This is a genomic window from Nocardioides jiangsuensis, from assembly GCF_019679455.1.
Classification (GTDB): Bacteria; Actinomycetota; Actinomycetes; order Propionibacteriales; family Nocardioidaceae; genus Nocardioides_C; species Nocardioides_C jiangsuensis.
On sequence record NZ_JAIEZQ010000002.1, the window covers coordinates 1,355,983 to 1,382,118 of the forward strand.

Consider the following 26,136-nt stretch of genomic DNA (forward strand, 5'->3'; position numbering starts at 1 on the left):
GCGACCCTAGCCGGGACCGCCATGATGGGCGCCATGCCTCGAGTCCCGGCCCAGGAGCCGCACCTGCCCAACGACAGCGAGCGGGCCGTGTGGCGGGCGCTGTGCGAGCAGGCGGGGGACGACGACCTGCTGATGGCCGACGTCCGGGTGACCCACCGCGGCGAGGATTACGAGGTCGACGCGCTGGTCTGCTTCGCCGGGCTCGGCGTGGTGGCGGTGGAGGTCAAGGGCCGCGGCATCCGGTACGACGGGGACCGGTGGACGATCCCGCGTGGCGGCCGCCGGGTCGACGTGGACCCGGTGGGCCAGGCGCGGAACGGGATGTACGCCGTTCGCGACTCGCTCTACCGCGACCGCCGGTGGGGCGACCGCACCCGGATCCGGTTCGGGCACGCGGTGGTGCTGCCGTTCGACTCGGTGGGCGAGGACTTCGAGCTGCCGCACTGCCCGCGGTGGCGGATCGTGGACCGCGGGCAGATGCCCGACCTGGTGGCCTCGCTGCGCGGCGTGCTGGAGCGGCAGGAGAACGCGTACCGCGTGGCGGACCTCGACGACCTCGACACCATCGACGAGTGGCGCTACGGCCGGATGCCGCTGCAGCGTGACCTGCTTGTGCTCGCGGACGACCGGGAGGCGGAGGCGGAGCGGCTGACCCAGGACCAGGGGGCGCTGCTCGACGCGATCCGGCTGCTGCCGCGCGCGGAGGTACGCGGTGGCCCGGGCAGCGGGAAGACGTGGCTGGCGATGGAGCAGGGGCGGCGGCTCACGCGCAGCGGGCAGCGGGTCGCGCTGCTGTGCTACTCGCGGGGCCTGGCGTCGTACCTGCAACGGCGCTGTGACGGGCTGTCGTACAAGTCGCGGCCGGCGTACATCGGCACGTTCCACGGGCTCGGGCACTCGTGGGGTGCGGAGGTCGGGTCGGACACCGACTACTGGGAGCAGGTGCTGCCGGCGCGGATGGTCGACCTGGCGGCAGGGCTCCCCGAGGGGCAGCGGTTCGACGCGGTGGTCGTCGACGAGGTGCAGGACTTCGCCGACACATGGTGGGACGCGTTGCTCGCGGCGCTCAAGGACCCCGACACCGGCGGGATCTACGTGTTCTCCGACGAGGGGCAGCGGGTGTTCGCCCGGTTCGGCGACACGCCCGTGCCGATGCCGACGCTGCTGCTGGACCAGAACCTGCGCAACACACGGCAGATCGCCGAGACGTTCCAGTCGCTCGGCACGACACGGATGCGCGCCGTGGGCGGCGACGGGCCGCGGGTGCGGTTCGTCGAGTGCAGCGCGGAGGAGGCGTGCGACGCCGCCGACGAGGAGGTCGACCGGCTGCTCGACACGTGGCGGCACGAGGACGTCGCGCTGCTGACGACGGGGTCGCGGCACCCGTACCAGGCGCACCTGCAGGAGAGCCTGGGGCAGGACGGGTACTGGGACACCTACTGGGACAAGGACGAGGTGTTCTACGGCCACGTGCTCGGGTTCAAGGGACTGGAGCGGCGGTGCGTCGTGCTCGCGTTGAACGAGTCGTCGCCGCGGGAGCGGTCGCGGGAGCGGCTGTACGTCGGGATGTCGCGCGCCACCGACCTGCTCGTCGTGTGCGGAGAGCCGGACTTCGTCCGGGAGGTGGCTGGGGAGGCCACGCTGCGCAAGCTCCGCGAGTCGGCCACGTGAGCGACGGTGCTCGTCCGCGGCTGCGGGTGGCGACGTACAACGTCTACCTCGGCGCGGACCTCAGCCTGATGTTCGGCGTGGTGGACGCCGAGGGGCTGCTGCGCCAGGCGCGTGTCGTACGCGACCAGCTCGCCGCGACGGACTTCCCGGCGCGCGCGGAGGTGATCGCCCGGCTGCTGGTCCGCGAGGAGGTGGACGTGGTCGGGCTGCAGGAGGTGGCGCAGTGGTCGTCGGCGGTGATGTCCGAGGGGGCGGACGGGCCGGCGGAGTCGGCGGTGTGGCTGGACTTCCTCGGCGAGCTGGAGGCCGCGCTCGCGGGCGTCGGGGCGCCGTATGACGCGTACGCGTGCGACGCGAACTTCCGGGGGAGCGCGGCCGTCTCGGGCAGCGAGGTGATGTCGGTGCTCGGGCACAACGTGGTGCTGGTGCGGCGTGACCGGGGGATCGTGGTCGAGGACGCGCGGACGGGTGGCTTCGTCTCGGCGCTGGACATCAGCACGGGGATGGAAGGGCTGACGTTCAACGTCGCCCGGGGTTGGGGTTGGGTCGACCTGCGGGTGGGCTCGCCCGGTGCTGGTGCAGGTGCAGGTGCGGGTGCTGGCGGTGGGGCCGGCGGTGGGGCCGGCGGTGGCGGTGGGGCCGGCGTTGGGGCGCGGTTGCGTTTCGTGAACACGCACACCGAGGCGTACGACGAGCCGACCCGCAACGCCCAGCGCGACGAGCTCGTGGCCGCGGTGGGGGAGCCGGGCTTCCCTGTCGTGGTGGCCGGTGACTTCAACGCCGTACCCGAGCGGATCGGGATGCCGACGCCGTACGTCGACGCGTGGGTGGTCGGGCACGGTGAGGGGCTGGGGATGACCAGTGGGCAGTCGGCCGAGCTCGGGAACGACGACAGCGCGCTGGGGGTGCGCATCGACTACCTGTGGGTGCGTGACGCCTCTGTCGAGGCCTGCTGGGTGGTCGGTGACCGTCCCGAGGATCGCGCGACGCACCGGGGGACCGGCGTACGACTGTGGCCGTCGGACCACGCGTGCGTCATCGCGGACGTCCTGCTCTGACGCGGCCACGCGGGACGTCGCGGCGGTGGCAGGACCGGCGCCGGCGTGGCGCGTGCCGGTTGACGCCTGGGGCTTGGCCCGTCGTCGCCGGGCCCCGGTGGGCGACGGCCGCTGTCTCCGGGCCCCGGCGGTCGGCGGCCGCTGTCTCCGGGCTCCGGCGGGCGAGCAGACTGGTAGAGGAATGAAGCGTTCGTTCCGCGGCGACCGATAGCTCGGAGGTTAGGCCGCGCCTTCGCTGATGATCAGGGCGAAGTGGGTCTCGAGCGGGGTGACCGTGGCGAGGCCGTCTTCGGTGGCGTCTCTCGCGCCGTCGGTGTGGTCGTTCTGGCCGGTGGCCGACTTGGTCCAGGGGTCGGTGACCTTGCGGGTGCCGGTGTGGTCGACCAGGTAGATCTGCCGTGGGGTGCGCGCCAGAGGTAGATGCCCGGGAAGGGCTGTTCGACGGCCCAGTTGCCGTGGGTGCGGACCCGGTGGTGGAACCGGCCGAGCGGGCCGAGGTTGTCCATCCCGGTCTGCCCTGCCGAGGCGGTGTGCCGGTAGGGCCGGGTGTGGTCGAGGTCCATCCGGCGGCTGGTGTTCGACGCGTACGGGAACACGTCGGCCGGGGTGCGCAGGTGCACCGCCTCGCGGAGCCGGTCGGGGACCTCGTAGGCGTCCACGGCCGCCTGGCCGGCGAGGTCGATCACCGGCTTGATGGTGAACCGGCTGGTGGGGCCGAGGAAGTCCCGGACGTACTGCGCGGAGACCGGTCCCTCGCCCTCCCAGCGGGCGACCCCGTGGCCGGTGGCCAGGGTGTGGTCGGTCAGGTGCACGTACAGGGTCACCGTGGGCAGCAGCCGGGCCCAGTCCACCCCCACCGCGTGCCCACGCCCGGCGGCCGGGTGAACGGCGACGGGTCACCTGTCGGCGGCGTCCCGCGCTCGCCTGGCGGTGACGCCGAGGCTGCCCGTGAGGCGGCGGTCCCGCAGGTGGGGCAGGGCAGAGCTCTCCCCTGGCCGGGCTCGGGTGGGTCGTCGGCGTCGTTCTCGCTCGGGTGCAGGTCGTGCTCACTCAGCCCCGGCGGCCCGGCATCCGGCCCAGACGTCGAGTCCGACCCTGAATCCGGGGTGGTGCTGGATGTCGGACCAGACGCCGGGTCGTCGAACGGCAGTGGCTCGTCCTGATCACCGAGCGAACCACCGAGACTCGGGCCGACTGGACGGGGAGGCGGACCACCCGCAGCGGAGGCCGGTTCCGAGCTCGTGCCCGCGGCGGGGGTGGTCTCACGTCTGCTGTGGGCGTGCTTGTAGGCGGTCAGCAGCTCGACGGCCTGGACCGGGTTGGCGAGCAGCAACATCGCCTTCACCCGCAGCTCGTCCGCGTTCTCGGTCTCCCCGAGCGCCCGCAGCGCCTGGCACAGGTAGTCCAAGGTGGCGTCGATCCTCGTGATCACCGCCGCGGTGGACCTCACGTACAGCGTCTTCTGGCCGTGCTCGTTGGACCGGCCGACCTTCGCGAACTGCTCCGCCGCGGCCGCGGCCTCCCGCGCCGCCGCCGCCTCCGGGTCCGCCTCCACGACCCGGGCCTCGAGCACCGTCTCGAACCTCGACCACGACAGCCGGCCGTCGGCGTACTCCGCCACCCCGGCGTCGACGAACAACGCCTGCTCGGGTGTCAGGTCCCGGGTCGCCACCGCGACCTTCCGCGCCACCCACGTCGCCACCTCACACGCCATCACCCGGGCCCACAGCCGGGGCAGCCGGTGCCGCACGTCGAGCACGTCGGCCAGCAACGCCCGGGCGGCGTAGCTGGAGATCTCCAGCTCCCCGGCCACCTCGGAGGCGGCGAACTCCCGCACCAGCGGCGTCCCCACCCCACCCAGGGACACCGCCCGCTCCATCCCGGTGAACACCCGCCCTGCCCGGCCCGCACTCGCTGGGGTCCGCTGCACCGAGTCGGCGTGGCACAGGTCCGCGAAGTGCGCCACCAGCAAGAACACGTCCCGCTCCGCCTCCACCCGGACCCGACGCAACCGCGCCAGCGACGCCAGCGTCCCCGCCGCGTCGTGGTCCTCGATCACCGCCTCCATCACCCCAACCTACGACCGACCACCGACACTTTCCGGCCACCGAAGAGCAGCCGGATCACCGGCTGTGCAAGGAGCGTCCGGCACGCAGGGATGGGCCCGCAGCTCGGCCATGAGGCTGCTCACTCGTCTCAGGCGAGGCCGGCGTTCTCGTGCGCCTTCGCCAGGACGGTGCGGTCAGCACGTGGGCCAGGCGGCGGCGGTGGTCGAGCCTGATTCGGTGACGCTGACGGCGGGTCACCTTCCATGGTCGCGTGCAGCCTCGAGCGCAGCGAGAGGTCCATGCCGGCTACCAACTCACCGTCGTCGACCAGGTCGGGCTGACGCCGGGTGCGTGCGTCGCATCCGCAGTAAGCGCGGCGAGCGAGCCCCCCCGGGGGTCATCGTCGCCAGGTACGCAGTCGCGGCTGCTCAGTCGGCGGGACGGCGGCGCATCGCCTTCACGTCACTGCGTCGCTTCTTGCCGGCCAGCCTTCGCTCCTTCGAGCCGCGGGTCGGCTTCGTCGGCCTGCGCTTCGGCGCGGGCGGCCGGAACGCGTCCGTCAGTAGCTCGGCCAGCCGGGCACGAGCGGCCTCGCGGTTGCGGTGCTGCGACCGGTACTCCGACGCCGCGATGGTCACCCGACCCTCGGAGAGGCGGTGGTTCAGACGCGCCAGCGCACGCGACCGCAGGTGCTCCGGAACCGACGGGGATCCACCGAGGTCGAAGGTGAGCTCCACCCGGCTGTCGGCCGTGTTCACCGACTGCCCGCCGGGACCGCTCGACCGGCTGAAGCGCCAGGCCAGCTCGCCTTCCGGGATCTCGACACTGGCCGCGCGCAGCCCGCCCCTCACCGGGCGTCCCCGCCCCTCATCGGGCGTCCCCGCGACTCACGGGGTGTCCTGCTGGAGGACGGTGTGCGGCTGCGCGCCGACTGCCGCGATGCACCGCGCCGCGGACTCCATCGCCAGGTCGGCGCGGCCCATCAGGAAGCCCGCCGCCAGGGCGTCGCCGGCGCCGGTGACGTCGCGGACCGGGCCCGGCACCGGCGCACGGTGGTCGCCGACCCCGTCGATCACGAACGTGCAGCCGGCGGCCCCCTGCTTGAGCACCAGTACCGCGGTGCCTCCGGCGCCGAACCCCGAAACACGCTCCCCGGCGACGCCGTCGAGCCCTCCCGCTGCAGCACCCGGACCCGCTGCAGCAGCCAGACCCGCCGCAGCACCCGGACCCGCCACAGCACCCGGAGGCACCGCCGCACCCGGACCCGCCGCAGCACCCGGAGGCGCCGCCGCACCCGGACGCGCCGCCGCCCCGGCGCCGGTGCCGTCGTCAGCGCCTGTCGGTACGGCGTTGGTCGCCGCCCACTCGTGCTCGTTCGCGAACACCACCGACGGGCGCAGCGCCTGCCACAGCTCGCGGAACCGTGCGGCGCCGTACGCGGTGATCATCGCTCCGGACGACAGGTCCACCGCCACCCGTGTCCCGGCCTCCCGCGCCGTGGCCGCGACCTGGAGGATCGGCTTCGGGTCCGGTGCCCGCAGCAGCGCGTAGCCCGACACGAACAGCCAGTCGGCGCCGTCCAGCCACGGACCGGGCACCACCGCGTCGAGCCAGTCGCTGGAACCGGGGTCGGAGGCGAGGGACCGGTACCCGCTCGCGACCAGCGACATCACTGTCCCGGCCAGGCCTGTCAGCGGACCGTGCACCTCGATCCCCGCGGCCTGGAGCGACTCGTCCACGAGCCGTCCCGGGCCGGTCTCCGCGCGTGGCCCGAACAGCCGGGCACGGCCGCCGAGCGCCTGCACCCACGCGGCGACGTTCGCGGCCTGACCCCCGGCCGAGAACGTGATGTGCGCGGGGGTGTCGTCGTCCGGGACGAGTCCACCGGGCACGTCGACGATGACGTCGAGCATGATGTCGCCCAGACACGAGACCAGCACCGCGCCACCTCCCTCCGTCTCCGGCACAATGCCCGGATGACCGTTCCTCTCGAGCTCTCCGCCGAGGTATCCGACGCTATTGCATCAGGCCAGGGTGTCGTGGCGTTGGAGTCCACGATCATCAGCCACGGGCTGCCGACCGAGACCAGCGCGCAGACCGCCCGGCAGATCGAGGAGGAGGTACGACGGACCGGCGCCGTGCCCGCCACCGTCGCGGTCGTCGACGGCACCGTGCACGTCGGCCTGTCCGACGACGAGCTGCTCCGGGTCGCGGAGGACGAGGACGTCGTGAAGGCGAGCATCCGCGACCTCGGCGTGGTGATGGCACGCGGCGGCATGGGCGCGACCACGGTCGCGGCGACGTCGTACCTCGCCCACCTCGCGGGTATCCGGGTCTTCGCGACCGGCGGACTCGGGGGAGTGCACCGCGGCGCCCGCGAGACGTGGGACGAGTCAGCGGACCTCGCGGCCCTCGGCAGCGTCCCGATGACGGTGGTGTGCGCCGGCGTGAAGTCGATCCTCGACGTGGCCGCGACCCTGGAGCGGCTCGAGTCGCTGTCGGTGACCGTGCTGGGCTACCGCACCGACGTGTTCCCAGGCTTCTACGTCCGGGACACCGGTCTGCCGGTCCCGTGGCGGGTCGACGAGCCAGGCGAGGTCGCAGCGGTGATGCGCCAGCGTCACCGGCTCGGGCTGACCCAGGGGCTGGTCGTGGCGAACCCGATCGCCGAGGAGCACGAGCTCGACCCCGACCTGCACGAGCGCACCCTGGTTGCGGGGCTCGAGGCGGCGCAGCGGGCCGGGGTGACCGGGAAGGACGTCACGCCGTTCCTGCTGGCGTGGTTCCACGAGCGCACGGAGGGCGCGAGCCTGTGGGCCAACGTCGCGCTGGTGCTCTCGAACGCGCGCCTCGCTGCGCAGATCGCCGTCGCCGGCCGCGTCTGACGAGGGGGCCTGAACGGAGTAGGTGCGCCGGACCGGGAGCGCCTCACGGCGCGTGGCCGCTCGTAGCGGCTTATTTTGGGACCCGGGGCTGCCGCGGTCCGGCGCGTCACAGAGTCTACAAGCCATGGCCCCCGAGCCAACCCCGAACGGACGAGACGGGCACCACGGACACCGTCCGCGCCCCGCAACGGCCCCGACGCGTCAGGCGGACCTAGACCGCTAGGGCACCGCCGAACGGCCCACCGGCGCCGCCCGACGTGCCGTTCGGCCCTGTTCCGACACCCGCCCACGCCCCAACGCTGGTAGGTAGGGCAAGGGGAGTGGGGACTCGATGAGACTAGACGTCCGAGACCTTCTGGCGACGGTCCTCGTCGCAGCCATCGGCATCCTCTACGTGGGGTACCTGGGGCACGGCCGCATGCCGTTCGCCCACGACACCCGGGGGATGGCGGCGATGGGGTTAGCACTGGGGGTGACCGCGTTCGTCGTGGTCAGGAACGGCGACAAGTACGACCGGGTCGGACAGCTCGAGACCGGTCTCGCGGTGGTGGCCCTGGCGTTCGGCATGGGCGCCATGGTGCTGGCGGAGGGCACCGTCGCGGAGAACCTGCTGGCGGCGTACGTGGTGGTGCTGCTCGCCGTGTGGGGTCTCGAGCTGCTGGACCACGCGGGCCTGGTGCCGGGGCACGCCCCTCCGAAGGAGATGACCCGCACCTGACCCCCGGCCAGCTCAGCCGAGCCGGCCGGACCGCTCCAGCCGGGCGGCCTGCTCGAGCTGCTCGGCCATGGTGAGCAGCCGCGCCGCCGAGAGGTCCGAGGTGTACGTCGTCCCCGCCGTGTCCGGCGGCAGATGGGCCCGGCCGACGGAGCACACGCGGGCGAACGCCGCGGCACGGGAGAGCGTGTCCGCGAAGTCACCCGTGGCCACGCCACGCAGCACCTGGTCGGCGAGCTGGCGGACCTCCTCGGGCCCCGGCGGGTCGACCACGCCGGCGACGACCTCGTGCACCGGCGTGTGCCGGCGGCCGGCGTCGAACTCACGGGCCGCGGACGTGGCGTCGGCGTACACCCAGGAACGCAGCAGGTAGAGCCGCCACAGGCAGCCGGCGAGGGAGTCGGCGGGGGAGCCCGACCAGAGGTCCGCGAGGGTGTCGAGCCCCTCGACCTCCGCGAGGGACACCACGCGCTCCACGACCTCGGCGTCCTGGCTGCCCTGCGCGCCGCGCACCAGCAGCGTCGCGGCACGGTCGGCGGCCTCGCTGCGCACGGCCGGGTCCTCCTCGCCGGGCATCGTCTCGAAGTGACGCGCGCCGGGAAGAGCGGGACGGTGGTGTCGTGGCGTGTCGGACATCTCGACCAGACTACGACCGCGCGGGCGGGATGGCGTCGGTTGCCTCGAGGACGTCCATCCCGGTCAGCTGGAGCAGGTCGACGATGATCGAGCGGATCTGCGCGAGGACCACGTCAGCGGACAGGTCGCTGGTGCGCTCCACCTGCGCGGTGCCCTCGGCGATGCGCAGCAGCGGCGCCCGCAGCTCGGTGGCCATCTCCTCGCGCTCGAGCGCCGCCGCCATCTCGTCGGTGGTGTCCGCAAGGTCCCTGAGCAGCAGCGCGTACGACCCGGGCACCGGCTGCCGGTGGTAGTTGGCGACTGCGACCCGGCGCACGAGAACGCGGGTGTTGCGCATGGCCCGGTCCATCGGCTCGACGAGCTCGGCCATCCGGCGGACCTGCCCCTTGTGCCGCCGCCGGAACGGGGACGACGCCACCACTGAGAGCCCCTCGTCGGCGGCGGCCTGCATCTCGCGGATGAGCGGGTCGGTGGTCCGTGCGTTGGCGAGCATGTCGAGCGCGCGGTCCACGTCGCCGTCCACGGCGCTCTCCGAGGCGGCCCGCAGCAGCGAGGCGATCTTGCGCACCACCACCGCGGCGCGCTCCCTCGGACGGCGCAGCGGCGCCCGCGGCACCACGGCCGCGGCGAGCAGCGCGACGGAGCCGCCGACGAGCGCGTCGGTCCACCGGGTCATCGCCTGTCCGGGGTCCGGCAGCAGGGTCACCACGATGATCGACTGCACCGCCGCCTGGGTCACGAACAGGCCGCTGGAGTCGAGCAGGAACGCCGCGGACATCGCCAGCGCCACCACCAGGGCGAGCTGCCACCACCCGGTGCCGAGTGCCATCACGAGCAGGTCGGCCGTGAACACGCCCACGGTCACCCCGATCGTGACCTCGGCCACACGCCGCAGCCGCTGCCCGTAGCTCGTGCCGAGGCTGACCACCGCGGCGATCGGCGCGAAGAACGGGATCTCGTGGCCGAGCAGCTCCTTGGCCACGACCCAGGCGACGGCCGCGGCGACCGCGGCCTGCCCGATGTGCCACGCCTTCGACCGCAGCCGCGCGACCCGCGCACGCGCCGAGGTACGTCCCACCGCCCACGCCCGGTCCAACGGTCCGCTCTGCACACTCACAGGCTTGATGCTGCCAGACCCACCCCTATGGTTGAGCCATGCAGCAGCGACGACTCGGTGACATCAACGTGAGCGCGATCGGTCTCGGCGCAATGCCGATGTCGGTGCGGGAGACCAACGACGAGGACCTGGCGGTCCGGACCATCCACCGGGCGCTCGACGAGGGCGTCAGCCTGATCGACACCGCCGACGCGTACTCCGTCGACGAGGCCGCCTTCGGGCACAACGAGGAGCTGATCGCCCGGGCGCTGCGGTCGTACGGCGCCGGCAGCGAGCACGTGCTCGTCGCCACCAAGGGCGGCCACACCCGTGAGGGCACGGAGTGGACGCTCAACGGCCGCCCGGACTACCTCCGCAAGGCGTGCGAGGGGTCGCTGCGCCGGCTCGGCGTCGAGGCGATCGGCCTCTACCAGCACCACCGCCCCGACCCCGAGGTCGACTACGCGGACACCATCGGCGGCCTGAAGGAGCTCATCGACGACGGCCTGATCGTCGGGGCCGGCATCTCCAACGCCGACCCCGCGCAGATCGAGCTGGCCCGCGAGATCCTCGGCGACGGCCTGGTCGCGGTGCAGAACCAGTACTCCCCGAAGTTCCGCAGCTCGCAGCCCGAGCTCGACCTGTGCGACAAGTACGGCATCGCGTTCCTGCCGTGGAGCCCGCTCGGCGGGATGAGCGAGGCGGGCCAGCTCGGCGACCGGTTCTCGGTCTTCGCCGAGGTCGGTCGCACCTACGACGCGACCGCGCAGCAGGTCGCCCTGGCGTGGGAGCTCGCGCAGTCCCCGGTGGTCATCCCGATCCCCGGCGCGAGCCGTCCCGAGTCGGTCACCGCCTCGGCGCAGGCCGCCGACCTGGTGCTCGCCCCCGAGGACCTCGAGAGGCTCGACGCCACCGCGTGAGCCGCGTCGCCGGGCGTCGTACGGCGCCCGGCGACGCGCACGCGCCCGGCCTCAGCCGGCCTTCGTCGCCGCTCGCTGCACCGCGGCGACCATCGGCTCCTCGCCAGCGGGGTAGTCATAGTCCTGCGCGGCCAGCCGCATCTGCAGCACCGAGATCCGGGAGCCGACCCGGGTGATGCCCTGCGCGTCGAAGTACGTCTCCTCGGACGTCCCCTCGACCGGGCCGTAGGTGAGCAGGTACCAGCCGCCGACCCCGGTGGACACGTCGACCGTGGTCAGCCCGCCGACGTCACGACGGTCGTAGCCCTTCAGCTCCTCGTCGCACTGGGCGCGCCAGGACTTGAGAACCTCGAAGGCCCGCTTCGCGTTCATCTCGTCGCCGAAGTCCGCGACCAGCTGGCTCGCGGTGACCTTCTCCGCCGCCGTCGCGGGGGTGAAGGTGCGCACCGCGACCTCGCCGGCACCGATCGAGGTCATCGCGAACTTGTGGCAGGTGCCGAACGGCTTGCGGCCCTCGCTGGTGCGCGTGGTGGCGGTGGTCCAGGTGAAGTCCTCGTCGAACCCGGGCAGCTCCTCGGCGGTGAGCAGCCGTGCCCGCATCGGCGCCGACGCCTCCGGGGCCACGACGGTGACCGCCGCGGGCGCCTGCTGCGCCGCGGGGGACTGCGACGGGGTCGGGCTCGGCTCCTGGCTCACCTGCTCCACGGGCGTGGGGGAGGGCGTCGGTGCCGCGGACGTGCTCGGGGCGGAGGACACGGACGCCGAGGGCGACGGGCTCGGCGACGCCGACCCGCCGTCCCCGGGCTCCACGGTGACCGTCGGGCGGGACCGGGTCACCTCGAGCTCCCCCGACGGGGAGCAGCCGGTGGCGACGGCCGCCACGGCGAGGGCGGAGACGGCGAGGCCGAGGCGGTGGCGGCGACGCTGGAGGCGCATGGCGTGGTCCTACTTCCCGAGTCAGGTGCGAGAGACCCGGTCCGGCGTACCGGGTGCTGGAGGAAACCCTAGGGCTGGTGGGGGCAACGCCACATGAATGGAGCGCTGAACGGCGTGCGTGTCCCGGTACGGTGTGCAGAGGTCTGGCAGAGAAGTACGAGCAGGGAGGGGTGCGGGTGGCTGCGGCACGCAGGCGGCACGTCGTGACGAGCGCTCTGGTGCTGTGCACGCTGGCGGCCGGATGCACCGGCCCGGCGGCGGAGGCGCCCGGGAGCAGCCCCGGCACCTCGCCGGCCTCGGCGTCCCCCTCGGACCCGCCGGCCGAGCCGGTCACGCTGACCTTCGCCGTCTACGGCTCCCGGGGCAGCATCGCGGCCTACGACGAGCTCGCGCGCTCCTTCACCAAGAACAACCCCCGCATCACCGTCGAGGTCAAGCGCGCCCCCGACGTCACCGACGCGATGGCCTCCTACGAGCGGGCCTACGCCGAGGGGAACCCGCCCGACGTGTTCCTCGTCGACCACGACCACCTGCCCGCCCTCGTCGAGCAGGACATGGTGCAGCCGGTCGACGGCCTGCTCGAGGAGCGTGACCTCGACTTCGGCGACGGCTACCAGCGCGACGGCCTCGAGTCGTTCGCCGCCTCGGACGCGCTCCAGTGCATGCCGCACGACGTCTCCCCGACGGTCGTCTACTACAACAAGGACCTCGTCGACCTGACCCGGCTCGTGGAGGAGGGGGAGACGCCGCCGAACGCCGAGGACGGCTGGACCTGGGAGGAGTTCAGCCTGGCCGCCCGTCAGGCGTCCCGGGTCAAGGGCAAGGGCGTCTACATCGAGCCCACCCTGCGGGCGCTCGCGCCGTTCGTGTGGTCGGCAGGTGCCGACATCGTCGACGACGTCCAGGACCCCACCACGCTCACCCTCTCCGAGGGCGACACCCGCGAGGCGCTGGAGGAGGTGCTGGCCCTGGTCCGCGACCCGCTGGTCACGCCGACCCGCGCGGAGCTCGCGGAGGAGGACGCGCTCAGCCGCTTCCGGCAGGGCCGCCTCGGCATGATCCTCGGCACCCGCGCGCTCACCCCCACGCTGCGCGCCCAGGAGGACCTCGACTTCGACGTGATGCCGCTGCCCAGCCTCGGGCGGTTCCGCACGGTCTCGGACATGACGGGCTACTGCATCTCCTCGGGCACCGACCACGTGCAGGAGGCGGCGGACTTCCTGGCCTTCGCGGTGGGGCGTGAGGGGGCGACGATCACGTCCACGCCCGGCTACGTCGTGCCGTCCAACGTGAGCGTGGCGAACTCGCCGGCCTTCTCCCAGCCGGGCAAGCCGCCGGAGAGCTCCTTCATCTTCAACGAGGGCGTACGGCGGACGCAGCCCACGCCGTTCGTGACCGAGTGGCCGGCCTTGAACGCACGGGTCGAGCCGATGCTGAACCGGCTGTTCTACTGGCCTGTGGTCGACCTCGACGTGCTGCTCGAGGACATCGACACCACGTCGCAGGCGGTCCTGGCTCCCGAGGAGGAGTGAGCCCGGCGCCGGAGGCGTGACGCCATGGCGCCTGGAACGGCTACCGCCGCTGGGCCGCCTGCTCGTCGGCCTTCTGCTCCGCGGACTCGCGCGCCTGCTCGTCCACGGTCGCCTCGGCCGTGACGATCGCCTTCACGAGTAGGTCCGTGGCGAGCTCGACCTGCCACTCGCGCGCGCCGAGCGCACGCAGCCGGTCGGCCACCGCGTCGGACAGGTCGCGCTCGTCGGCGTCCGGCGGCTCCCACATCACCCGGCGCACGTAGTCCGGGGTCACCAGGTTCTCGACGGGCAGCTTGAGCCCGTGCGCACGGGCGCTGAGCTCGGTGCGGGCAGTGCTCAGCCGCGCCGCCGCCACCGGGTCACGGTCGACCCAGGCACGGGGCGGCGGCGGCCCGTCGTACCGCGCGGCCACGGGCGGCAGCTCGTCGTCGGGCATGGCCCGGGCGCGGCGGATCGCGTCGACCCACTGGGCGGCGTAGCGTTCGGCCCCCCGGCCCTTGAAGCCCTTGAGCCCGAGCAGCGAGGCGCGGTCGCGGGGCAGCGCGTTGGCGGCCTCGACGATCGCGGCGTCGGGGATGATCCGGCCCGGCGTCACGTCACGCTGCGAAGCGATCGCGTCGCGCGCCTGCCACAGCTCGCGGACCGCGGCCAGCGACCGGCGGCCACGGGCCCGGTGCATGCCGGAGGTGCGCCGCCACGGGTCCTGCCGCGGACCCGACGGAGCGGCGTTGACGAGGTGCTCGAACTCCTGGCGTGCCCACTCGGTCTTGCCGGTCTCGTCGAGCTCGGTGGCGAGCGCGTCGCGCAGCTCGATCAGCACCTCGACGTCGAGCGCGGCGTACTCCAGCCACGGTGCGGGCAGCGGCCGGGTGGACCAGTCGACCGCGGAGTGCTCCTTGCGCATGCGGCGCCCGACGATCGTCTCCACCAGCGTGGCCAGGCCGACGCGCGGGTAGCCGAGCAGCCGGCCGGCGAGCTCGGTGTCGAACAGCGACGCGGGACGGAGACCGAGCTCGGTGAGGCAGGGCAGGTCCTGGGTGGCGGCGTGGAGGATCCACTCGACGCCGTCGAGCGCGTCGTTGAGCGCGGTCATGTCCGCGAACGAGATCGGGTCGACCAGCGCGGAGCCGGCGCCCTCGCGGCGCAGCTGGATCAGGTAGGCGCGGGCGGAGTAGCGGTAGCCGGACGCGCGCTCGGCGTCGATCGCGACCGGTCCGGATCCGGCGCCGAACAGCCCGACCGCCTCGGCGAGGGCGGGCTCGGTGTCGATCACCGGAGGGAGGCCGTCACGCAGCTCGAGCAGCGGGGCGCGCACCTCCTCGGGCGCGGACTCGGATGCGCCGGACGCCCCGGTCGCCGGGTCGTCCTCGGCGGTGGGCGGGGTGCTGCCGTTGTCTGAGCGGTGCATCAGGGGCGGCCGCGCTGTCCTCGGCGGCTGGGCAGCGGCGCGACGCCCTCCGGCACCGGCGGGAGGCCCGCGGCGGTGCAGAGCAGCTCGCCCCAGGCCTCGACATGGTCGGAGATGTCGCCGACCGGGGTCCACGAGGCGCGGATCTCCAGCTGCGCGGTCGCCCCCTCCTCGGACATGCTCCCGAAGCTCTCGGAGGCCACCTTGGTCACGGTCCCGGACGACGCGGCGTACTCGGCACCGTGTGCGGTCAGCGCCTCGGTCAGCCAGGACCAGCCGACCTCGCCGAGCAGCGGGTCGTTGGCCATCTCCGGGTCGATCTCGGCGCGGGCGTAGGCGACGCAGCGGAAGGTGCCCTCCCACGCGTCGTTGCCCGCGGGGTCGTGCAGCAGCACGATGCGCCCGGTCCCGACGTCGTCGCCGTCGACGGTGACGTCGGCCGAGAGCGCGGAGGCGTACGGCGCGATGCGTTGCGGCGCCGGCATCTCCTCACAGAAGATCTCCGGTCGGAGGCGTGCGGTGCGCATCTGGTCGACGGCGACCCGAAATGCTTCGGGGGTGGTCGGTGCCTCCACACGGGGCTCTTGTCGTGCGGCCATGGGCTCATGCTAAGCCGCTTTCCCAGGACCGGTGCCTCGACTCGCCGCCTGACCTGGGAAGATCGACCCGTGCCTGCAGCCTCCACGACCGATCCGGCCGTCCACGACTCCGCCTTCCTCCGCGCCGCCCGTGGGGAGGAGGTGCCGCACACCCCGGTGTGGTTCATGCGCCAGGCAGGCCGTTCGCTGCCGGAGTACCGCAAGGTCCGCCAGGGCGTCGCGATGCTCGAGTCGTGCATGCGGCCCGACCTCGTCGTCGAGATCACGATGCAGCCGGTGCGCCGGTACGGCGTCGACGCCGCGATCTTCTTCTCCGACATCGTGCTGCCGCTCAAGGCGGTCGGTGTGGACCTCGACATCGTGCCCGGGGTGGGCCCGGTCGTCGCGAAGCCGGTGGCCACCCTTGAGGACGTCGCCGCGATCCCTGACCTCACCCCCGGGCACGTCTCGTTCGTCACCGAGTCCGTGCAGCGGCTCGTCGGCGAGCTCGGCGCGACCCCGCTGATCGGCTTCGCCGGTGCGCCGTTCACCGTGGCGTCGTACCTCGTCGAGGGCGGCCCGTCCAAGGAGCACGCCAAGACCAAGGCGATGATGTTCGGCGCCCCCGACGTGTGGGACGCGCTGATGCGCAAGATCGCCGGCATCTCCGCGGCGTACCTCCAGGTCCAGGTCGACGCCGGCGCCTCCGCCGTCCAGCTCTTCGACTCCTGGGCCGGCGCGATGGCGCCCGCCGACTACCGGCGCTACGTGATGCCGTACTCCTCGGAGGTCCTCGCGCACGCCGGGACGCTCGGCGTCCCGCGGATCCACTTCGGCGTCGGCACCGGCGAGCTGCTCGGGCTGATGGGTGAGGCCGGGGCCGACGTGGTCGGCGTCGACTGGCGGGTGCCGCTCGACGAGGGCGTACGCCGCGTCGGCGGCCGCGTCGTGCAGGGCAACCTGGACCCCTCGCTGGTGTTCGCGCCCACCGAGGTGATGCTGGAGCGCGCCGCGGACGTGCTGGAGCGGGGCCGCTCCGCGCCGGGCCACATCTTCAACCTCGGGCACGGCGTGATGCCCTCCACCGACCCCGACCAGCTCGCGCGGCTCACCGACTTCGTCCACGAGCACTCGGCCCGCTGACGGATCGGCTCCGGCCGGCTCAGTCCCGGTCGGCGGGTTCCGCCGGTCCGGCCGGCACCGCCGTCGTCGTACGCCGTCGCGCCGTGCTGCGCACCAGCAGCCACACCGGCACGCCGACCAGCGCCAGCACCACCGCGAAGGGCAGCACCGCGCCGACCACGGTGAGCGACACGACGACCGCGTCCTCCAGGGCCTCCCAGCCGTTACGCAGCCCCGCCAGGAAGCCGGCGTCGTCGAGGGGTCCGGGGGGAGCGACGACCTTCTCCGGGAGCGTCAGGGTCAGGCTGATCGTCGCCATCGAGGTCTTGTCGGCCAGGTAGGCCTGCTGCGCCTGGAGCGAGCTGAGCTCCTGCTCGCGCTCGGTGATCTGGTCCTCGAAGGCGATCAGGTCGTCGATGTTCGTCGCCGCCCTCTGGAACCGCTGGAGCCGGTCGAGGCTGTTCTGCAGCGTCTGCACGCGCTCCTCGACGTCGATGACCTCGGTGGTCACGTCCTTGGACGTGGAGTCCGAGAACCGCATGGTGCCGAGGTCCTCGAGCGCGGTCATCACCGCGGCGAACTCGTCGACCGGCACGCGGAGCACGAGCACCGAGCGCTCGACCTCGCCCTTCCGGTCGTGCGAGGTCTGCTCGTTGTCGATCGTGCCGCCGACGGTGAGCAGCAGGTCGTCGACCTGGCCGCGGAGCTCGTCGAGGTCCGGGCTGACCACCGAGACACGGCCGGTCCTGATCACCGCGCGGGTCTGCGCCACGGTGCGGGCGGCGGGGGTCCGCGCGCTGTCGGAGCCGCCGGCGCCGGTGCCCATCGACTCCCGGCCGAGCCCGACGACGCCGTCCTGGGCCACGGCCCCGCCGCTGTCCGCCGACATCGACTCGCTGCCGCCGGAGCAGCCGGCGACGAGTGCACCGAGCAGCAGGACCGCGGCCGCCGCGCGCAGCCGTCGGGTGGTGGAACCGTGCCTGGTGGGTCTCATCGCAGCACCTCCGGTCGGGGGGCCGGGACCGACCCTTCTCTGGCACTGTGACGCACCCCATGTCGCCGCGGTTCCGCCGAGTTGGAGTTGTGTCCGTGGGTTTGCCAATCTGTGACCGTGACCCCCAGACCCGCCGCTCCCGCGCCGCCGCACGTCGTCGTGGTCGGCGGTGGCATCTCCGGGCTCGCCGCGGCCGCCTCGCTGAAGCGACGGGCGCCCGGCCTGCGGGTCACCGTGCTCGAGTCGTCCCCGGCCATCGGCGGCAAGCTCGCGCTCGGCGAGGTCGCCGGGATCACCGTCGACGTGGGGGCGGAGTCGATGCTCAACCGCCGCCCGGAGGCCACCTCGCTGGCCCGCGCCGCCGGGCTGGCCGACCGGCTCGTGCACCCCGACACGATCAAGGCGAACCTGTGGACTCGCGGCGCGATGGTGCCGATGCCGCCCACCCTGATGGGCGTGCCGACCGACGCCCGCGCCCTCGCGGAGAGCGGGGTGATCTCCCGCTCCGGGCTGGCCCGCGCCGCCCTGGACGCGGTCATGCCCGCGACCCGGCTCGGGGAGCAGGACGTCAGCGTGGGCTGGCTGATCGAGGAGCGCTTCGGCAAGGAGGTCGTGGACCGGCTCGTCGAGCCGCTGCTCGGCGGCGTGTACGCCGGCCATGCCCGCGAGATCTCGGCACGGGCCGCCGTGCCCCAGGTCGTCGCGCTGCTCGACCGCGACAAGTCCATGCTCAAGGCGGCCGCCCAGGCCACCGCCGCCACCTCCGACGTTCCCGTGTTCGCCGGCCTCGTCGGCGGGCTCGGCCAGCTGCCGGCCGCCGTGGCCGCCTCCGCGGACGTCGACGTCCGCACCGACGCCACCGTGCGCGACCTGGCCCGGCGCAGCGGCGGCGGCTGGAACCTCGTGGTGGGCTCCGCGCACGACCCGGAGGTCGTGCAGGCCGAGGCCGTCGTCCTGGCCACACCCGCCCGCGCCACCGCCCGGCTGCTCAGCGACGTGGTGCCCGACGCGACCCTGGAGCTGGCGCGGGTCGAGTACGCGTCGATGGCCGTGATCACGATGGCCTTCCGGCGCCGCGACTTCCCGGCCACCGAGGGCTCGGGCTTCCTGGTGCCGCCGGTCGACAAGCGCGACATCAAGGCCGCGACGTACTCCTTCGCCAAGTGGGGGTGGGTCGCCGAGGCCGGGCGCGGCGCCGACCGCGGCGAGGACCTGCTCGTGATGCGCTGCTCGATCGGCCGGCACCGCGAGGAGCACGTGCTCCAGGTCGAGGACGAGGAGCTGGTGCAGCTGGCGCTCGAGGACCTCAGCGCCGCCGTCGGGCTGTCGGTGCGGCCGGTGGACTGGCACGTGCAGCGGTGGGGCGGCGGGTTGCCCCAGTACGCCGTCGGCCACGTCGACCGCGTCCGCCGCGTGCGCGCCTCGGTGGCGAAGGTCCCGGGGCTCGCGGTGTGCGGCGCGGCGTACGACGGGCTCGGCATCCCGGCCTGCGTCGCGTCGGCGGAGCTCGCCGCCACCCAGGTGCTCGACGCCTTGGACGAACAGGGAGAATGGACCCATGACTGAAGCCGTCAAGCGCCCCCACCAGGGGAAGGCAGCCAAGGACCTCAACGACACGATCCGGTACACGATGTGGTCGGTGTTCCACCTGCGTGACGTGATCGGGGACGGCGACCGCGCGGCCGAGGCCAACGAGGTCGAGAAGCTGTTCGAGGAGCTCGCCGCCTCCGACGTGACGGTCCGCGGGCTGTACGACGTCTCGGGCCTGCGCGCCGACGCCGAGCTCATGGTGTGGTGGCACGCCGAGGACTCCGACGACCTCCAGCGCGCCTACCACCGGTTCCGCCGTACGGCGTTCGGCTCCCGGCTGGACCCGGTGTGGTCGCAGATGGCGCTGCACCGTCCCGCGGAGTTCAACAAGAGCCACATCCCGGCGTTCCTCGCCGACGAGGAGCCCCGCGACTACGTCTGCGTCTACCCGTTCGTGCGGTCCTACGAGTGGTACCTGCTCGAGGACGAGGAGCGTCGCCGGATGCTCGCCGAGCACGGCATGATGGCGCGCGGCTACCCCGACGTGCGGGCGAACACGGTGGCGTCGTTCGCGCTCGGCGACTACGAGTGGCTGCTGGCGTTCGAGGCCAACGACCTCTCCCGGATCGTGGACCTGATGCGGCACCTGCGCGCCTCCGACGCCCGGCGTCACGTGCGTGAGGAGGTGCCGTTCTACACCGGGCGCCGCCGTACCCCGACCGAGCTGCTCACCGAGCTGCCCTGACCCGTCGCGTCCGACCGCTGACCGGGCGCCGCTCGGACGTGCACTCGAGGCGGCTCCGTGGCTGGTCACCGCTCGGCGGGCGGCGTACGGCGCGGCGACTGCACGTCCGACCGGCTGCCTGCCCGGAGGGGCTCAGGCCTCGCCGGGCTCCAGCGTCAGGCTGATCGAGTTGATGCAGTAGCGCTGGTCGGTCGGCGTGCCGTACCCCTCGCCCTCGAAGACGTGGCCCAGGTGCGAGCCGCAGCTCGCGCAGCGCACCTCGACGCGCTTCATCCCGAGCGAGCCGTCCTCGATGTACTCGACCCGGTCCTCGGCGAGCGGCGCGTAGAACGACGGCCAGCCGCAGTGGGAGTCGAACTTCGTCTCCGACCGGAACAGCTCCGCCTGGCAGGCCCGGCAGCGGTAGACCCCGACCTCCTTGCTGTCGGTGTACTCCCCGGTGTGGGGGCGCTCGGTGCCGGCCTGGCGCAGCACGGCGTACTCGTCGGGGGAGAGCTGCTCGCGCCACTCCTCGTCGCTCTTGGAGACCTGGTAACCCATGGGCCCAGGCTACCGAGCAACGACAAGGGCCGGCCCCTCCGCGAAGGAGGGACCGGCCCCGGTCACCGCACGGCGGCTACCCGTCGCGCGCTACTTCTTGAACTGGTTGGGGTTCCCGAGCCGGACCACCTGCGGGTCGTGGTCGGAGATCTGGTCGTTGAACTCCGCGTTCACGTGCACGATGTCGTAGGCGTAGGTGTCCCTGACGAACCGCGACGACAGCAGGATGTGGTCGAGCACCTGGCTGTTGCCCTCGTACACGTAGGTGTACTGCTCGTCGGCCGGCAGCGTGCGCGGCAGGTCGGTCAGCGCTCCCTCGCCCGAGCCGACGAGGATGTCGACGGTCTCGGAGAACTGGAAGTCGTTGATGTCGCCGAGCACCGCGACGCGGCTGTTCTTGTTGGCCGCGAGCAGCTCGTCGACGAACGCCCGGACCTCCCGCGCCTGCTGGTGCCGCTTGACCTCGGAGCTGCGCTCGGCGGGCTGCCACCGGCCGAACAGCGGGTCGTCGCCGCCCTTGGAGCCGAAGTGGTTGGCGACCACGAAGAACGTCTTGTCGTTCCAGACGAACTCGCCGACCAGCGGGACGCGGCTGCCGTCCCAGGCGGGGGAGTCCGGGGCCACCCGGGCCGGGGACGTGGTCAGGTGCGCGTCGCCGTCGGCGTCGGTGTACACGCTCGCCGGCGTCGTCGAGGTCGCCTCGCCGCGGTCGACGAACTGCACGCCGCGGTCGGTGCGGAACAGGAACGCCACCCGGATGTTGCCGCCCGGCTCGCCGCCCTCACGGTTGTAGACCGGGTCGATCTGGCGCCAGTCGTACGTCGGGCCGCCGGCCGCGGTGATCGCGGCGACGAGCCGGTCGAGGGTCTGGTCGGCCGCGGACGAGCCGGACATCACCGGTCCGTCGTTGTCCTGGACCTCCTCGAGACCCACCACGTCGGGGGCCTTCAGGTTCCCGACGATCTGCGCCGCGAGCGCGTCGAACTTCTCCTGCGGGTCGAGCGCGTCGAGGTTCTCCACGTTGTACGACGCCAGCGAGAACTCCTTCGCGCCGGCGGCGGCGGTGGTCTCGCGCTGGAGGCCGCCCGGCACGACGGTCGGCGTGGTCCAGGGCTGGAGCTTGAAGTTCGCGAAGCCGTAGTCGACCACCCCGACCGTCGTACCGGCGAAGCCGTCCCCGGTGGTCGCGGTCGCGGGCGCCGACAGGAGGTCGTCGACGAGGATCCGCTCGGGGTTGAAGTCGCCGGCGCTGACGTAGACGCCGCCGCGGGCGGTGTGCTGGGTGGCGCCGGCGGGGACCACGGGGGTCTCGCCGAAGCGGGAGGTGGGGCCGACGACCCGGGCCTGCTCGATGCCGGCGACCATGCCCTCCATCGACTCCCAGAAGTCGATGCCGTCGGTGGTGGCGTCGAAGCTGCCGGAGGTCTCGACCGAGCCGGTCGCGTCGTCGTCGATGACCGCCGTCGGGGGCACGCGGCCGCCCGGGCCGACGATCGTGGTCGCGGGCTGCGCCGGCGCGGTGCCGACGACCGTGACCAGCGGGGACCCGGCGATCTCGGTGGTGGTCAGGTTGGTGCCGGTCGCCCCGCCGGGCCGGAACTCGGTGACGTCGCCGGTGACCGTCACGCGGGTGCCCACGGCCGGCGTGCTGGAGGGTCGGTAGACGAAGACGCCCTCACTGGTGGCGACGTCGTCGTCGGGGGTCTCCGACTGCATCCAGAAACCGTCGGACTTGGTGGCGGTGACGACACCCGGCACCCGGGCGACGGTCGCGCCGGCGACGGGGGAGAGGTGCGCGGCCCCCTGGACGTCGTGGATCTGGAGGCCTTCGAGCGGCGGCGGGGGCGGGGGCGGCTCCTCGCCGCCGGTGCTGCTGACCGGTGAGGGGTCACGGGCGATGAAGTTCAGCTGGTTGTCGTCGGTGTCGGTGCCCCGTCGCGCGGCGGCGGTCGTGTTGTCGAGGCCGGGGGCGGCGCCGGGGCCCTCGTACTCGTTGGCGGTGCCGTAGCCGACGAAGTCCTTCACACCCGACGCGGTGGCGCAGGCGGGGTAGCAGCCGGAGAGGGCGGTGCCGCTCTGGACGAGCGCGACCTTGCCGTTGCTGCCGGACATCGCGATCGTGCCGACGGCGTCGGGCGTGGGCAGGTCCGTCGTACCGCCGGAGCCCTTCGCCTCCTGGACCAGGTAGCGCTGGCCCGGCGCGATGGTGCCGGTGAGCGGGGTCCGCTGCCAGGAGGTGCCGGTGGCGCTGGCGTACTGGACCGTCCAGCCGTCGACGGAGACCGGGACGCTGCCGGTGTTGTGCAGCTCGACGAAGTCGTTGCGGTAGGTGGCGCCGCTGTTGCCGCCGCCTCCGTAGACCTCGGAGATGACGACGTCGGCCGAGACGGCGGTGGCGGGGGCGGACGGAAGGGCGATGGTGCCCGCGGCGATCAGCGCCGAGGCGACACCGGTGAGGGCTGTCCGGGTAGGACGGGACACGAGGGTTCCTCCGTGGGTGCGAGTGGTCCGGGAGTGATTCCCGAGACACAGGTCACCTTAGGTAAACTCCCCGACCGAGGCGACGCTTTCGCCATAGTTTCGCCCGGCCTCCCCGGTTTGTCTCCGGGGGCTGGACGGCCCGCCTAGATTTGAGGTCATGGCCAGTCCCGCGACCGAGATCGACGCAGCCGGGCGCACGCTGCGCGTCTCCAACCCCGACCGGGTGATCTACCAGGCGACCGCGTGGTCCGCGGAGGTCACGAAGCTGCAGGTGGTGGAGTACTACCTCGCCGTGGCGCCGGGCATCCTCCGCGCCCTCGACCACCGGCCCACCACGCTCGAGCGCTGGCCGAAGGGCGTGTACGAGGGCATCGTGCGCTCCACCCGGGAGGACCCGCACGGCGACGCGTTCTACCAGAAGCGCGTCCCGCGGGGAGCCCCGTCGTACGTCGACACCGCCCGGATCATGTTCCCGTCGGGCCGTCACGCGGACGAGGTCTGCCCGACCGAGCCGGCCGTCGTCGCGTGGGCGGCGCAGATGGGCACGCTGACCTTCCACCCGTGGCCGGTGCGTGCCGCGGACGTCGACCACCCCGACGAGCTGCGGATCGACCTCGACCCGCAGCCGGGGACGGACTTCGCGGACGCGGTGCGGGTCGCGGGAGCGGCGCGCGAGCTGCTCGAGGACCTCGGGATGCGCGGTTTCCCGAAGACGAGCGGCAACCGGGGTGTGCACGTCTACGTGCGGATCGAGCCGCGGTGGACCTTCACCGACGTCCGGCACGCCGCGATCGCGTTCGGGCGCGAGCTCGAGCGCCGTACCCCCAGGGTCACCACGAAGTGGTGGAAGGAGGAGCGCGGGCAGAACATCTTCGTCGACTACAACCAGAACTCCCGCGACCGCACGATCGCGAGCGCCTACAGCCTGCGGCCGATCGAGGGCGCGCCGGTGTCGACGCCGGTGACCTGGGAGGAGCTCCCCGACGTCGACCCGAAGGCGTTCAACCTGCACACGGTGCCCGCGCGGTTCGCCGAGGTCGGCGACCTGCACGAGGCGATCGACGACGAGCACCACTCGCTCGAGCCGCTGCTCGAGCTCTACGCCCGGGACGAGGAGGCGGGGCTCGGGGACATGCCGTACCCGCCCGACTACCCGAAGATGCCGGGCGAGCCGCCCAGGGTCCAGCCGAGCCGCAAGAACGCCGCGAACTGGGAGAGCCCGGACGGAGGCTGAGAGGCCAGGAGCGCCGTGCACGCCCGACGGCCGGCGGTGCGGAAGACCGCTGGCCGACCGGCCATGGACGGGTCCCGGGGCAGCTACGAGGCCGGTGGCTCCTCGACCACGGCGATGTGGTTGCCGTCCGGGTCTCGCAGCATGAACATGAGTGGTGCCCCGGGTGTGCGCATCGGCTCCGGATCGAGGTCGATGCCGCCGATGGCGCTCAGGCGCGCGTGCTCGGACAGCACGTCAGGGGTCTCCACACCGATCGAGCCGCCGCCAGGCTCGCCACCCATCGGCGGATTGAGCGCTAGCCGCGCCCGCGACCCGGGCGGGGCCACCTCCAACCAGCGCATCTCGTCGTGCTCCCCGAACCGGGTGTCACTGCGCACCTCGAAGCCGAGCTTCTCGGTGTAGAAGGCGAGGGCCGCGTCCTGGTCGGCCACCGCGAACATGGCCACGCCGATGTTCGAGACGGTTGTCGGGCTGTGCGTCGTGTGTGTCATGACCTATGGACCTGCCGAGCAGTCGAAACTCATCGGCCCCCGCGGTGTCGCGTCGAGAGGGACGAGGGAGTCCGTCCGAGTGGTGGCCCACGCCGGTCCGACGCGGGTCCAAGGGCCCTGGGAGAGGGGCGTGATCGCGCCTAGACTCCGGCAATGGAGCGGGGAAGGGGGCTCAGAGCTGTGGCGAGCGTGCTGGACGCTGCGGAGGCCGCCTCGCCGGTCGAGGCGGTCGAGGCGGTGACGAGCGAGCTCCGTCGCGCGTTGGGAGCCACGTCGGCGTCCTTCCTCATCGCCGACCTGTCAGGGCGGGCCATGGTCCGTCTCGCGCACGTCCGGCTGCCGGCCGCGGGGGCCCCCCGCAACAGCAGGCGCCTCGCAGAGGGCGAACGGCGCGATGTCGAGGAGTCCGCGACGGTGATGGCGTTCGACGGCGGAGCGGTGGAGCAGGCGGTGCGCACGCAGGAGGTGCGCGTTCTCGGACCCGACCAGCAGCCTGAGGTCCCCGGTCGTCCGGACCAGTGGATGGTGCTCGCGCCCGTGACCTCGCGCGGCGAGGCCATCGGCCTGTTGGAGCTGTGCCTTCCGGAGGAGCCCGACGGCGAGACGGTGCGCGAGATCGCGCAGCTCGCGCACCTGCTCGCGTTCGTGGTGATCGCCAACCGACGCCACACCGACCTGTACGAGTGGGGGCAGCGCACCCGACCGCTCAGCCTGTCGGCGGAGATCCAGCACCGGCTGCTCGCCGGACCCCAGACCTGTGAGGCCGGGTCCTTCACGCTCTCCGGCTGGCTGGAGCCGGCAGCGGGCATCGCCGGCGACACGTTCGACTTCAGCTTGGCGCGCGACGTGCTGCACCTGTCGTTGACCGACGCGATGGGTCACGGTGTGGGTGCTGCCCTGAACGCCACGCTGTGTGTGGGGAGTCTCCGCAACACCCGCAACGAGGGCCTGTCGCTGCTCGACCAGGTCACCGCGGCCAACCTGGCCCTGGCCGAGCATGCCGCCGTCGGCATGCTCGAGGACTACGTGACGGGACTGATCGGCCGCGTCGACCTGCGCACCGGAGCCATGGAGCTGGTCAATGCCGGGCACGTCGCCCCGTACCTCGCTCGCGGCTCACGCGTCTCCGCCGTGGAGCTGCCCGTCGACTTCCCGCTCGGGCTGTTCCTCGACAGCACCTATCGCGGCAGCCGTGTGCACCTGGAGCCCGGCGACCGGTTCGTCTTGGTCACGGACGGGATGCTCGAGCGCAACGCCGCCGACCTCGACCTTCCCGCAGCGATCACCGAGACACGGCTGCTCCACCCGCGAGAGGCGGTTCGCGCGCTGGCGGACCGCGTGCTGGATGCGACCGGCCACGCCCTCAGTGACGACGCCACCGTCCTCTGCCTGGACTGGCACGGCGGGCACGGCCGCGACCGCGGCAGCATCCACGGCGCCGAGCCGGGGCGGGCGAGCCAGCCTCTCCCCTGAGCGTGCCCGCCTCCGGGTGCGTCCGGTGACGCGGCCGGACCGG

Annotated in this window: 24 protein-coding genes; 11 read left to right on the plus strand and 13 right to left on the minus strand. The window is 73.0% G+C overall.

All coding sequences use genetic code 11. The features are described from left to right. The first annotated feature begins 33 nt into the window (after positions 1–33). Together K1X13_RS14860 and K1X13_RS14865 are read left to right on the plus strand one after the other, a co-directional pair. Positions 34–1,671, plus strand: a complete 1,638-nt coding sequence (locus K1X13_RS14860; protein WP_221025798.1) for a nuclease-related domain-containing DEAD/DEAH box helicase — start codon at positions 34–36, stop codon at positions 1,669–1,671. After that, positions 1,668–2,729 carry an endonuclease/exonuclease/phosphatase family protein gene (locus K1X13_RS14865; RefSeq protein ID WP_221025799.1) on the plus strand — a complete coding sequence of 354 codons (1,062 nt, stop codon included), beginning with the start codon at positions 1,668–1,670 and terminating at the stop codon, positions 2,727–2,729. The genes K1X13_RS14860 and K1X13_RS14865 overlap by 4 nt, the downstream gene beginning before the upstream one ends. Before the next feature lie 242 nt (positions 2,730–2,971). Here the strand turns inward: K1X13_RS14865 and K1X13_RS14870 are convergent, their stop codons facing one another. The 4 genes from K1X13_RS14870 to K1X13_RS14885 all read right to left on the minus strand — a co-directional run bounded on the left by K1X13_RS14870 (position 2,972) and on the right by K1X13_RS14885 (position 6,717). After that, the gene (locus K1X13_RS14870) at positions 2,972–3,580 is read right to left on the minus strand and encodes a hypothetical protein (RefSeq protein WP_221025800.1); all 609 of its coding nucleotides are present in this window, start codon (positions 3,578–3,580) and stop codon (positions 2,972–2,974) included. Next, on the minus strand, positions 3,550–4,797 hold the full coding sequence (locus K1X13_RS19450; protein WP_221025801.1) for a hypothetical protein: 1,248 nt from the start codon (positions 4,795–4,797) through the stop codon (positions 3,550–3,552). The genes K1X13_RS14870 and K1X13_RS19450 overlap by 31 nt, the downstream gene beginning before the upstream one ends. A gap of 408 nt (positions 4,798–5,205) precedes the next feature. Beyond that, positions 5,206–5,628, minus strand: a complete 423-nt coding sequence (gene arfB, locus K1X13_RS14880; RefSeq protein WP_221025802.1) for an alternative ribosome rescue aminoacyl-tRNA hydrolase ArfB — start codon at positions 5,626–5,628, stop codon at positions 5,206–5,208. A gap of 36 nt (positions 5,629–5,664) precedes the next feature. After that, on the minus strand, positions 5,665–6,717 hold the full coding sequence (locus tag K1X13_RS14885; protein WP_221025803.1) for a carbohydrate kinase family protein: 1,053 nt from the start codon (positions 6,715–6,717) through the stop codon (positions 5,665–5,667). 36 nt (positions 6,718–6,753) lie between these two features. Here K1X13_RS14885 and K1X13_RS14890 point away from each other — a divergent pair, with 36 nt between their 5' ends. Continuing rightward, complete coding sequence (locus K1X13_RS14890) at positions 6,754–7,662, plus strand: pseudouridine-5'-phosphate glycosidase (protein WP_221025804.1); 909 nt, start codon at positions 6,754–6,756, stop codon at positions 7,660–7,662. 331 nt (positions 7,663–7,993) lie between these two features. Then, positions 7,994–8,380, plus strand: coding sequence for a hypothetical protein (locus K1X13_RS14895; protein ID WP_221025805.1), 387 nt, complete (start codon positions 7,994–7,996; stop codon positions 8,378–8,380). A gap of 12 nt (positions 8,381–8,392) precedes the next feature. Here the strand turns inward: K1X13_RS14895 and K1X13_RS14900 are convergent, their stop codons facing one another. Together K1X13_RS14900 and K1X13_RS14905 are read right to left on the minus strand one after the other, a co-directional pair. After that, positions 8,393–9,013 carry a hypothetical protein gene (locus K1X13_RS14900; RefSeq protein ID WP_221025806.1) on the minus strand — a complete coding sequence of 207 codons (621 nt, stop codon included), beginning with the start codon at positions 9,011–9,013 and terminating at the stop codon, positions 8,393–8,395. A 10-nt stretch (positions 9,014–9,023) separates the two neighbouring features. After that, a complete protein-coding gene (locus K1X13_RS14905; protein ID WP_308249567.1) occupies positions 9,024–10,130 on the minus strand; it encodes an FUSC family protein in 1,107 nt (368 codons plus the stop codon). A 38-nt stretch (positions 10,131–10,168) separates the two neighbouring features. On the opposite strand from K1X13_RS14905, the gene K1X13_RS14910 reads away from it, so the two are divergent. Further along, positions 10,169–11,029 carry an aldo/keto reductase gene (locus K1X13_RS14910; RefSeq protein WP_221025807.1) on the plus strand — a complete coding sequence of 287 codons (861 nt, stop codon included), beginning with the start codon at positions 10,169–10,171 and terminating at the stop codon, positions 11,027–11,029. Positions 11,030–11,080: 51 nt separating this feature from the next. Here the strand turns inward: K1X13_RS14910 and K1X13_RS14915 are convergent, their stop codons facing one another. Next, complete coding sequence (locus K1X13_RS14915) at positions 11,081–11,965, minus strand: hypothetical protein (RefSeq protein WP_221025808.1); 885 nt, start codon at positions 11,963–11,965, stop codon at positions 11,081–11,083. Positions 11,966–12,168: 203 nt separating this feature from the next. On the opposite strand from K1X13_RS14915, the gene K1X13_RS14920 reads away from it, so the two are divergent. Continuing rightward, positions 12,169–13,497 carry an ABC transporter substrate-binding protein gene (locus K1X13_RS14920; protein ID WP_221025809.1) on the plus strand — a complete coding sequence of 443 codons (1,329 nt, stop codon included), beginning with the start codon at positions 12,169–12,171 and terminating at the stop codon, positions 13,495–13,497. 40 nt (positions 13,498–13,537) lie between these two features. On the opposite strand, the gene K1X13_RS14925 is transcribed toward K1X13_RS14920, so the two are convergent. Then, entirely contained in the window at positions 13,538–14,905 is a 1,368-nt protein-coding gene (locus tag K1X13_RS14925) for an HRDC domain-containing protein (protein ID WP_221025810.1), read from the minus strand. Further along, on the minus strand, positions 14,905–15,504 hold the full coding sequence (locus tag K1X13_RS14930) for a DUF3000 domain-containing protein (protein WP_221025811.1): 600 nt from the start codon (positions 15,502–15,504) through the stop codon (positions 14,905–14,907). Before K1X13_RS14930 ends, K1X13_RS14925 begins: the two co-directional genes overlap by 1 nt. A gap of 69 nt (positions 15,505–15,573) precedes the next feature. On the opposite strand from K1X13_RS14930, the gene hemE reads away from it, so the two are divergent. Next, positions 15,574–16,626: a uroporphyrinogen decarboxylase gene (gene hemE, locus K1X13_RS14935; protein WP_308249568.1), complete on the plus strand. Its 1,053-nt coding sequence runs from the start codon at positions 15,574–15,576 to the stop codon at positions 16,624–16,626. 19 nt (positions 16,627–16,645) lie between these two features. Here hemE and K1X13_RS14940 read toward each other — a convergent pair whose 3' ends face one another. Beyond that, entirely contained in the window at positions 16,646–17,599 is a 954-nt protein-coding gene (locus tag K1X13_RS14940) for a DUF4349 domain-containing protein (protein WP_221025813.1), read from the minus strand. A 117-nt stretch (positions 17,600–17,716) separates the two neighbouring features. On the opposite strand from K1X13_RS14940, the gene hemG reads away from it, so the two are divergent. Both hemG and hemQ read left to right on the plus strand, forming a co-directional pair. Continuing rightward, positions 17,717–19,165, plus strand: a complete 1,449-nt coding sequence (gene hemG / locus K1X13_RS14945) for a protoporphyrinogen oxidase (protein WP_221025814.1) — start codon at positions 17,717–17,719, stop codon at positions 19,163–19,165. After that, positions 19,158–19,874, plus strand: coding sequence for a hydrogen peroxide-dependent heme synthase (gene hemQ / locus K1X13_RS14950; protein WP_221025815.1), 717 nt, complete (start codon positions 19,158–19,160; stop codon positions 19,872–19,874). The genes hemG and hemQ overlap by 8 nt, the downstream gene beginning before the upstream one ends. A gap of 132 nt (positions 19,875–20,006) precedes the next feature. Here the strand turns inward: hemQ and msrB are convergent, their stop codons facing one another. Both msrB and K1X13_RS14960 read right to left on the minus strand, forming a co-directional pair. Next, positions 20,007–20,414 (minus strand): peptide-methionine (R)-S-oxide reductase MsrB, encoded by a 408-nt coding sequence (gene msrB / locus K1X13_RS14955; protein WP_221025816.1) that lies wholly within the window; start codon positions 20,412–20,414, stop codon positions 20,007–20,009. A gap of 90 nt (positions 20,415–20,504) precedes the next feature. Continuing rightward, positions 20,505–22,895: a DUF8508 domain-containing protein gene (locus tag K1X13_RS14960; RefSeq protein WP_221025817.1), complete on the minus strand. Its 2,391-nt coding sequence runs from the start codon at positions 22,893–22,895 to the stop codon at positions 20,505–20,507. A 157-nt stretch (positions 22,896–23,052) separates the two neighbouring features. Between K1X13_RS14960 and K1X13_RS14965 the strand changes: the two genes are divergently transcribed. Continuing rightward, a complete protein-coding gene (locus K1X13_RS14965) occupies positions 23,053–24,129 on the plus strand; it encodes a DNA polymerase domain-containing protein (RefSeq protein WP_221025818.1) in 1,077 nt (358 codons plus the stop codon). An 83-nt stretch (positions 24,130–24,212) separates the two neighbouring features. Here K1X13_RS14965 and K1X13_RS14970 read toward each other — a convergent pair whose 3' ends face one another. Beyond that, the gene (locus tag K1X13_RS14970; RefSeq protein WP_221025819.1) at positions 24,213–24,620 is read right to left on the minus strand and encodes a VOC family protein; all 408 of its coding nucleotides are present in this window, start codon (positions 24,618–24,620) and stop codon (positions 24,213–24,215) included. A 153-nt stretch (positions 24,621–24,773) separates the two neighbouring features. Between K1X13_RS14970 and K1X13_RS14975 the strand changes: the two genes are divergently transcribed. Beyond that, positions 24,774–26,093 (plus strand): PP2C family protein-serine/threonine phosphatase, encoded by a 1,320-nt coding sequence (locus tag K1X13_RS14975; RefSeq protein ID WP_221025820.1) that lies wholly within the window; start codon positions 24,774–24,776, stop codon positions 26,091–26,093. The last annotated feature ends 43 nt before the right edge of the window (positions 26,094–26,136 follow it).

Excerpts from the sequence above, each read along its gene's own strand:
- K1X13_RS19450 (WP_221025801.1), bottom strand. The coding sequence starts at position 4,797 with ATGGAGGCGGTGATCGAGGACCACGACGCGGCGGGGACGCTGGCGTCG.
- K1X13_RS14930 (WP_221025811.1), bottom strand. The coding sequence starts at position 15,504 with ATGGCCGCACGACAAGAGCCCCGTGTGGAGGCACCGACCACCCCCGAA.
- K1X13_RS14965 (WP_221025818.1), top strand. The coding sequence starts at position 23,053 with ATGGCCAGTCCCGCGACCGAGATCGACGCAGCCGGGCGCACGCTGCGC.
- msrB (WP_221025816.1), bottom strand. The coding sequence starts at position 20,414 with ATGGGTTACCAGGTCTCCAAGAGCGACGAGGAGTGGCGCGAGCAGCTC.
- K1X13_RS14860 (WP_221025798.1), top strand. The coding sequence starts at position 34 with ATGCCTCGAGTCCCGGCCCAGGAGCCGCACCTGCCCAACGACAGCGAG.
- K1X13_RS14910 (WP_221025807.1), top strand. The coding sequence starts at position 10,169 with ATGCAGCAGCGACGACTCGGTGACATCAACGTGAGCGCGATCGGTCTC.
- K1X13_RS14890 (WP_221025804.1), top strand. The coding sequence starts at position 6,754 with ATGACCGTTCCTCTCGAGCTCTCCGCCGAGGTATCCGACGCTATTGCA.
- hemQ (WP_221025815.1), top strand. The coding sequence starts at position 19,158 with ATGACTGAAGCCGTCAAGCGCCCCCACCAGGGGAAGGCAGCCAAGGAC.
- K1X13_RS14975 (WP_221025820.1), top strand. The coding sequence starts at position 24,774 with ATGGAGCGGGGAAGGGGGCTCAGAGCTGTGGCGAGCGTGCTGGACGCT.
- K1X13_RS14925 (WP_221025810.1), bottom strand. The coding sequence starts at position 14,905 with ATGCACCGCTCAGACAACGGCAGCACCCCGCCCACCGCCGAGGACGAC.
- K1X13_RS14970 (WP_221025819.1), bottom strand. The coding sequence starts at position 24,620 with ATGACACACACGACGCACAGCCCGACAACCGTCTCGAACATCGGCGTG.
- K1X13_RS14895 (WP_221025805.1), top strand. The coding sequence starts at position 7,994 with ATGAGACTAGACGTCCGAGACCTTCTGGCGACGGTCCTCGTCGCAGCC.
- K1X13_RS14915 (WP_221025808.1), bottom strand. The coding sequence starts at position 11,965 with ATGCGCCTCCAGCGTCGCCGCCACCGCCTCGGCCTCGCCGTCTCCGCC.
- K1X13_RS14940 (WP_221025813.1), bottom strand. The coding sequence starts at position 17,599 with ATGAGACCCACCAGGCACGGTTCCACCACCCGACGGCTGCGCGCGGCG.
- K1X13_RS14900 (WP_221025806.1), bottom strand. The coding sequence starts at position 9,013 with ATGTCCGACACGCCACGACACCACCGTCCCGCTCTTCCCGGCGCGCGT.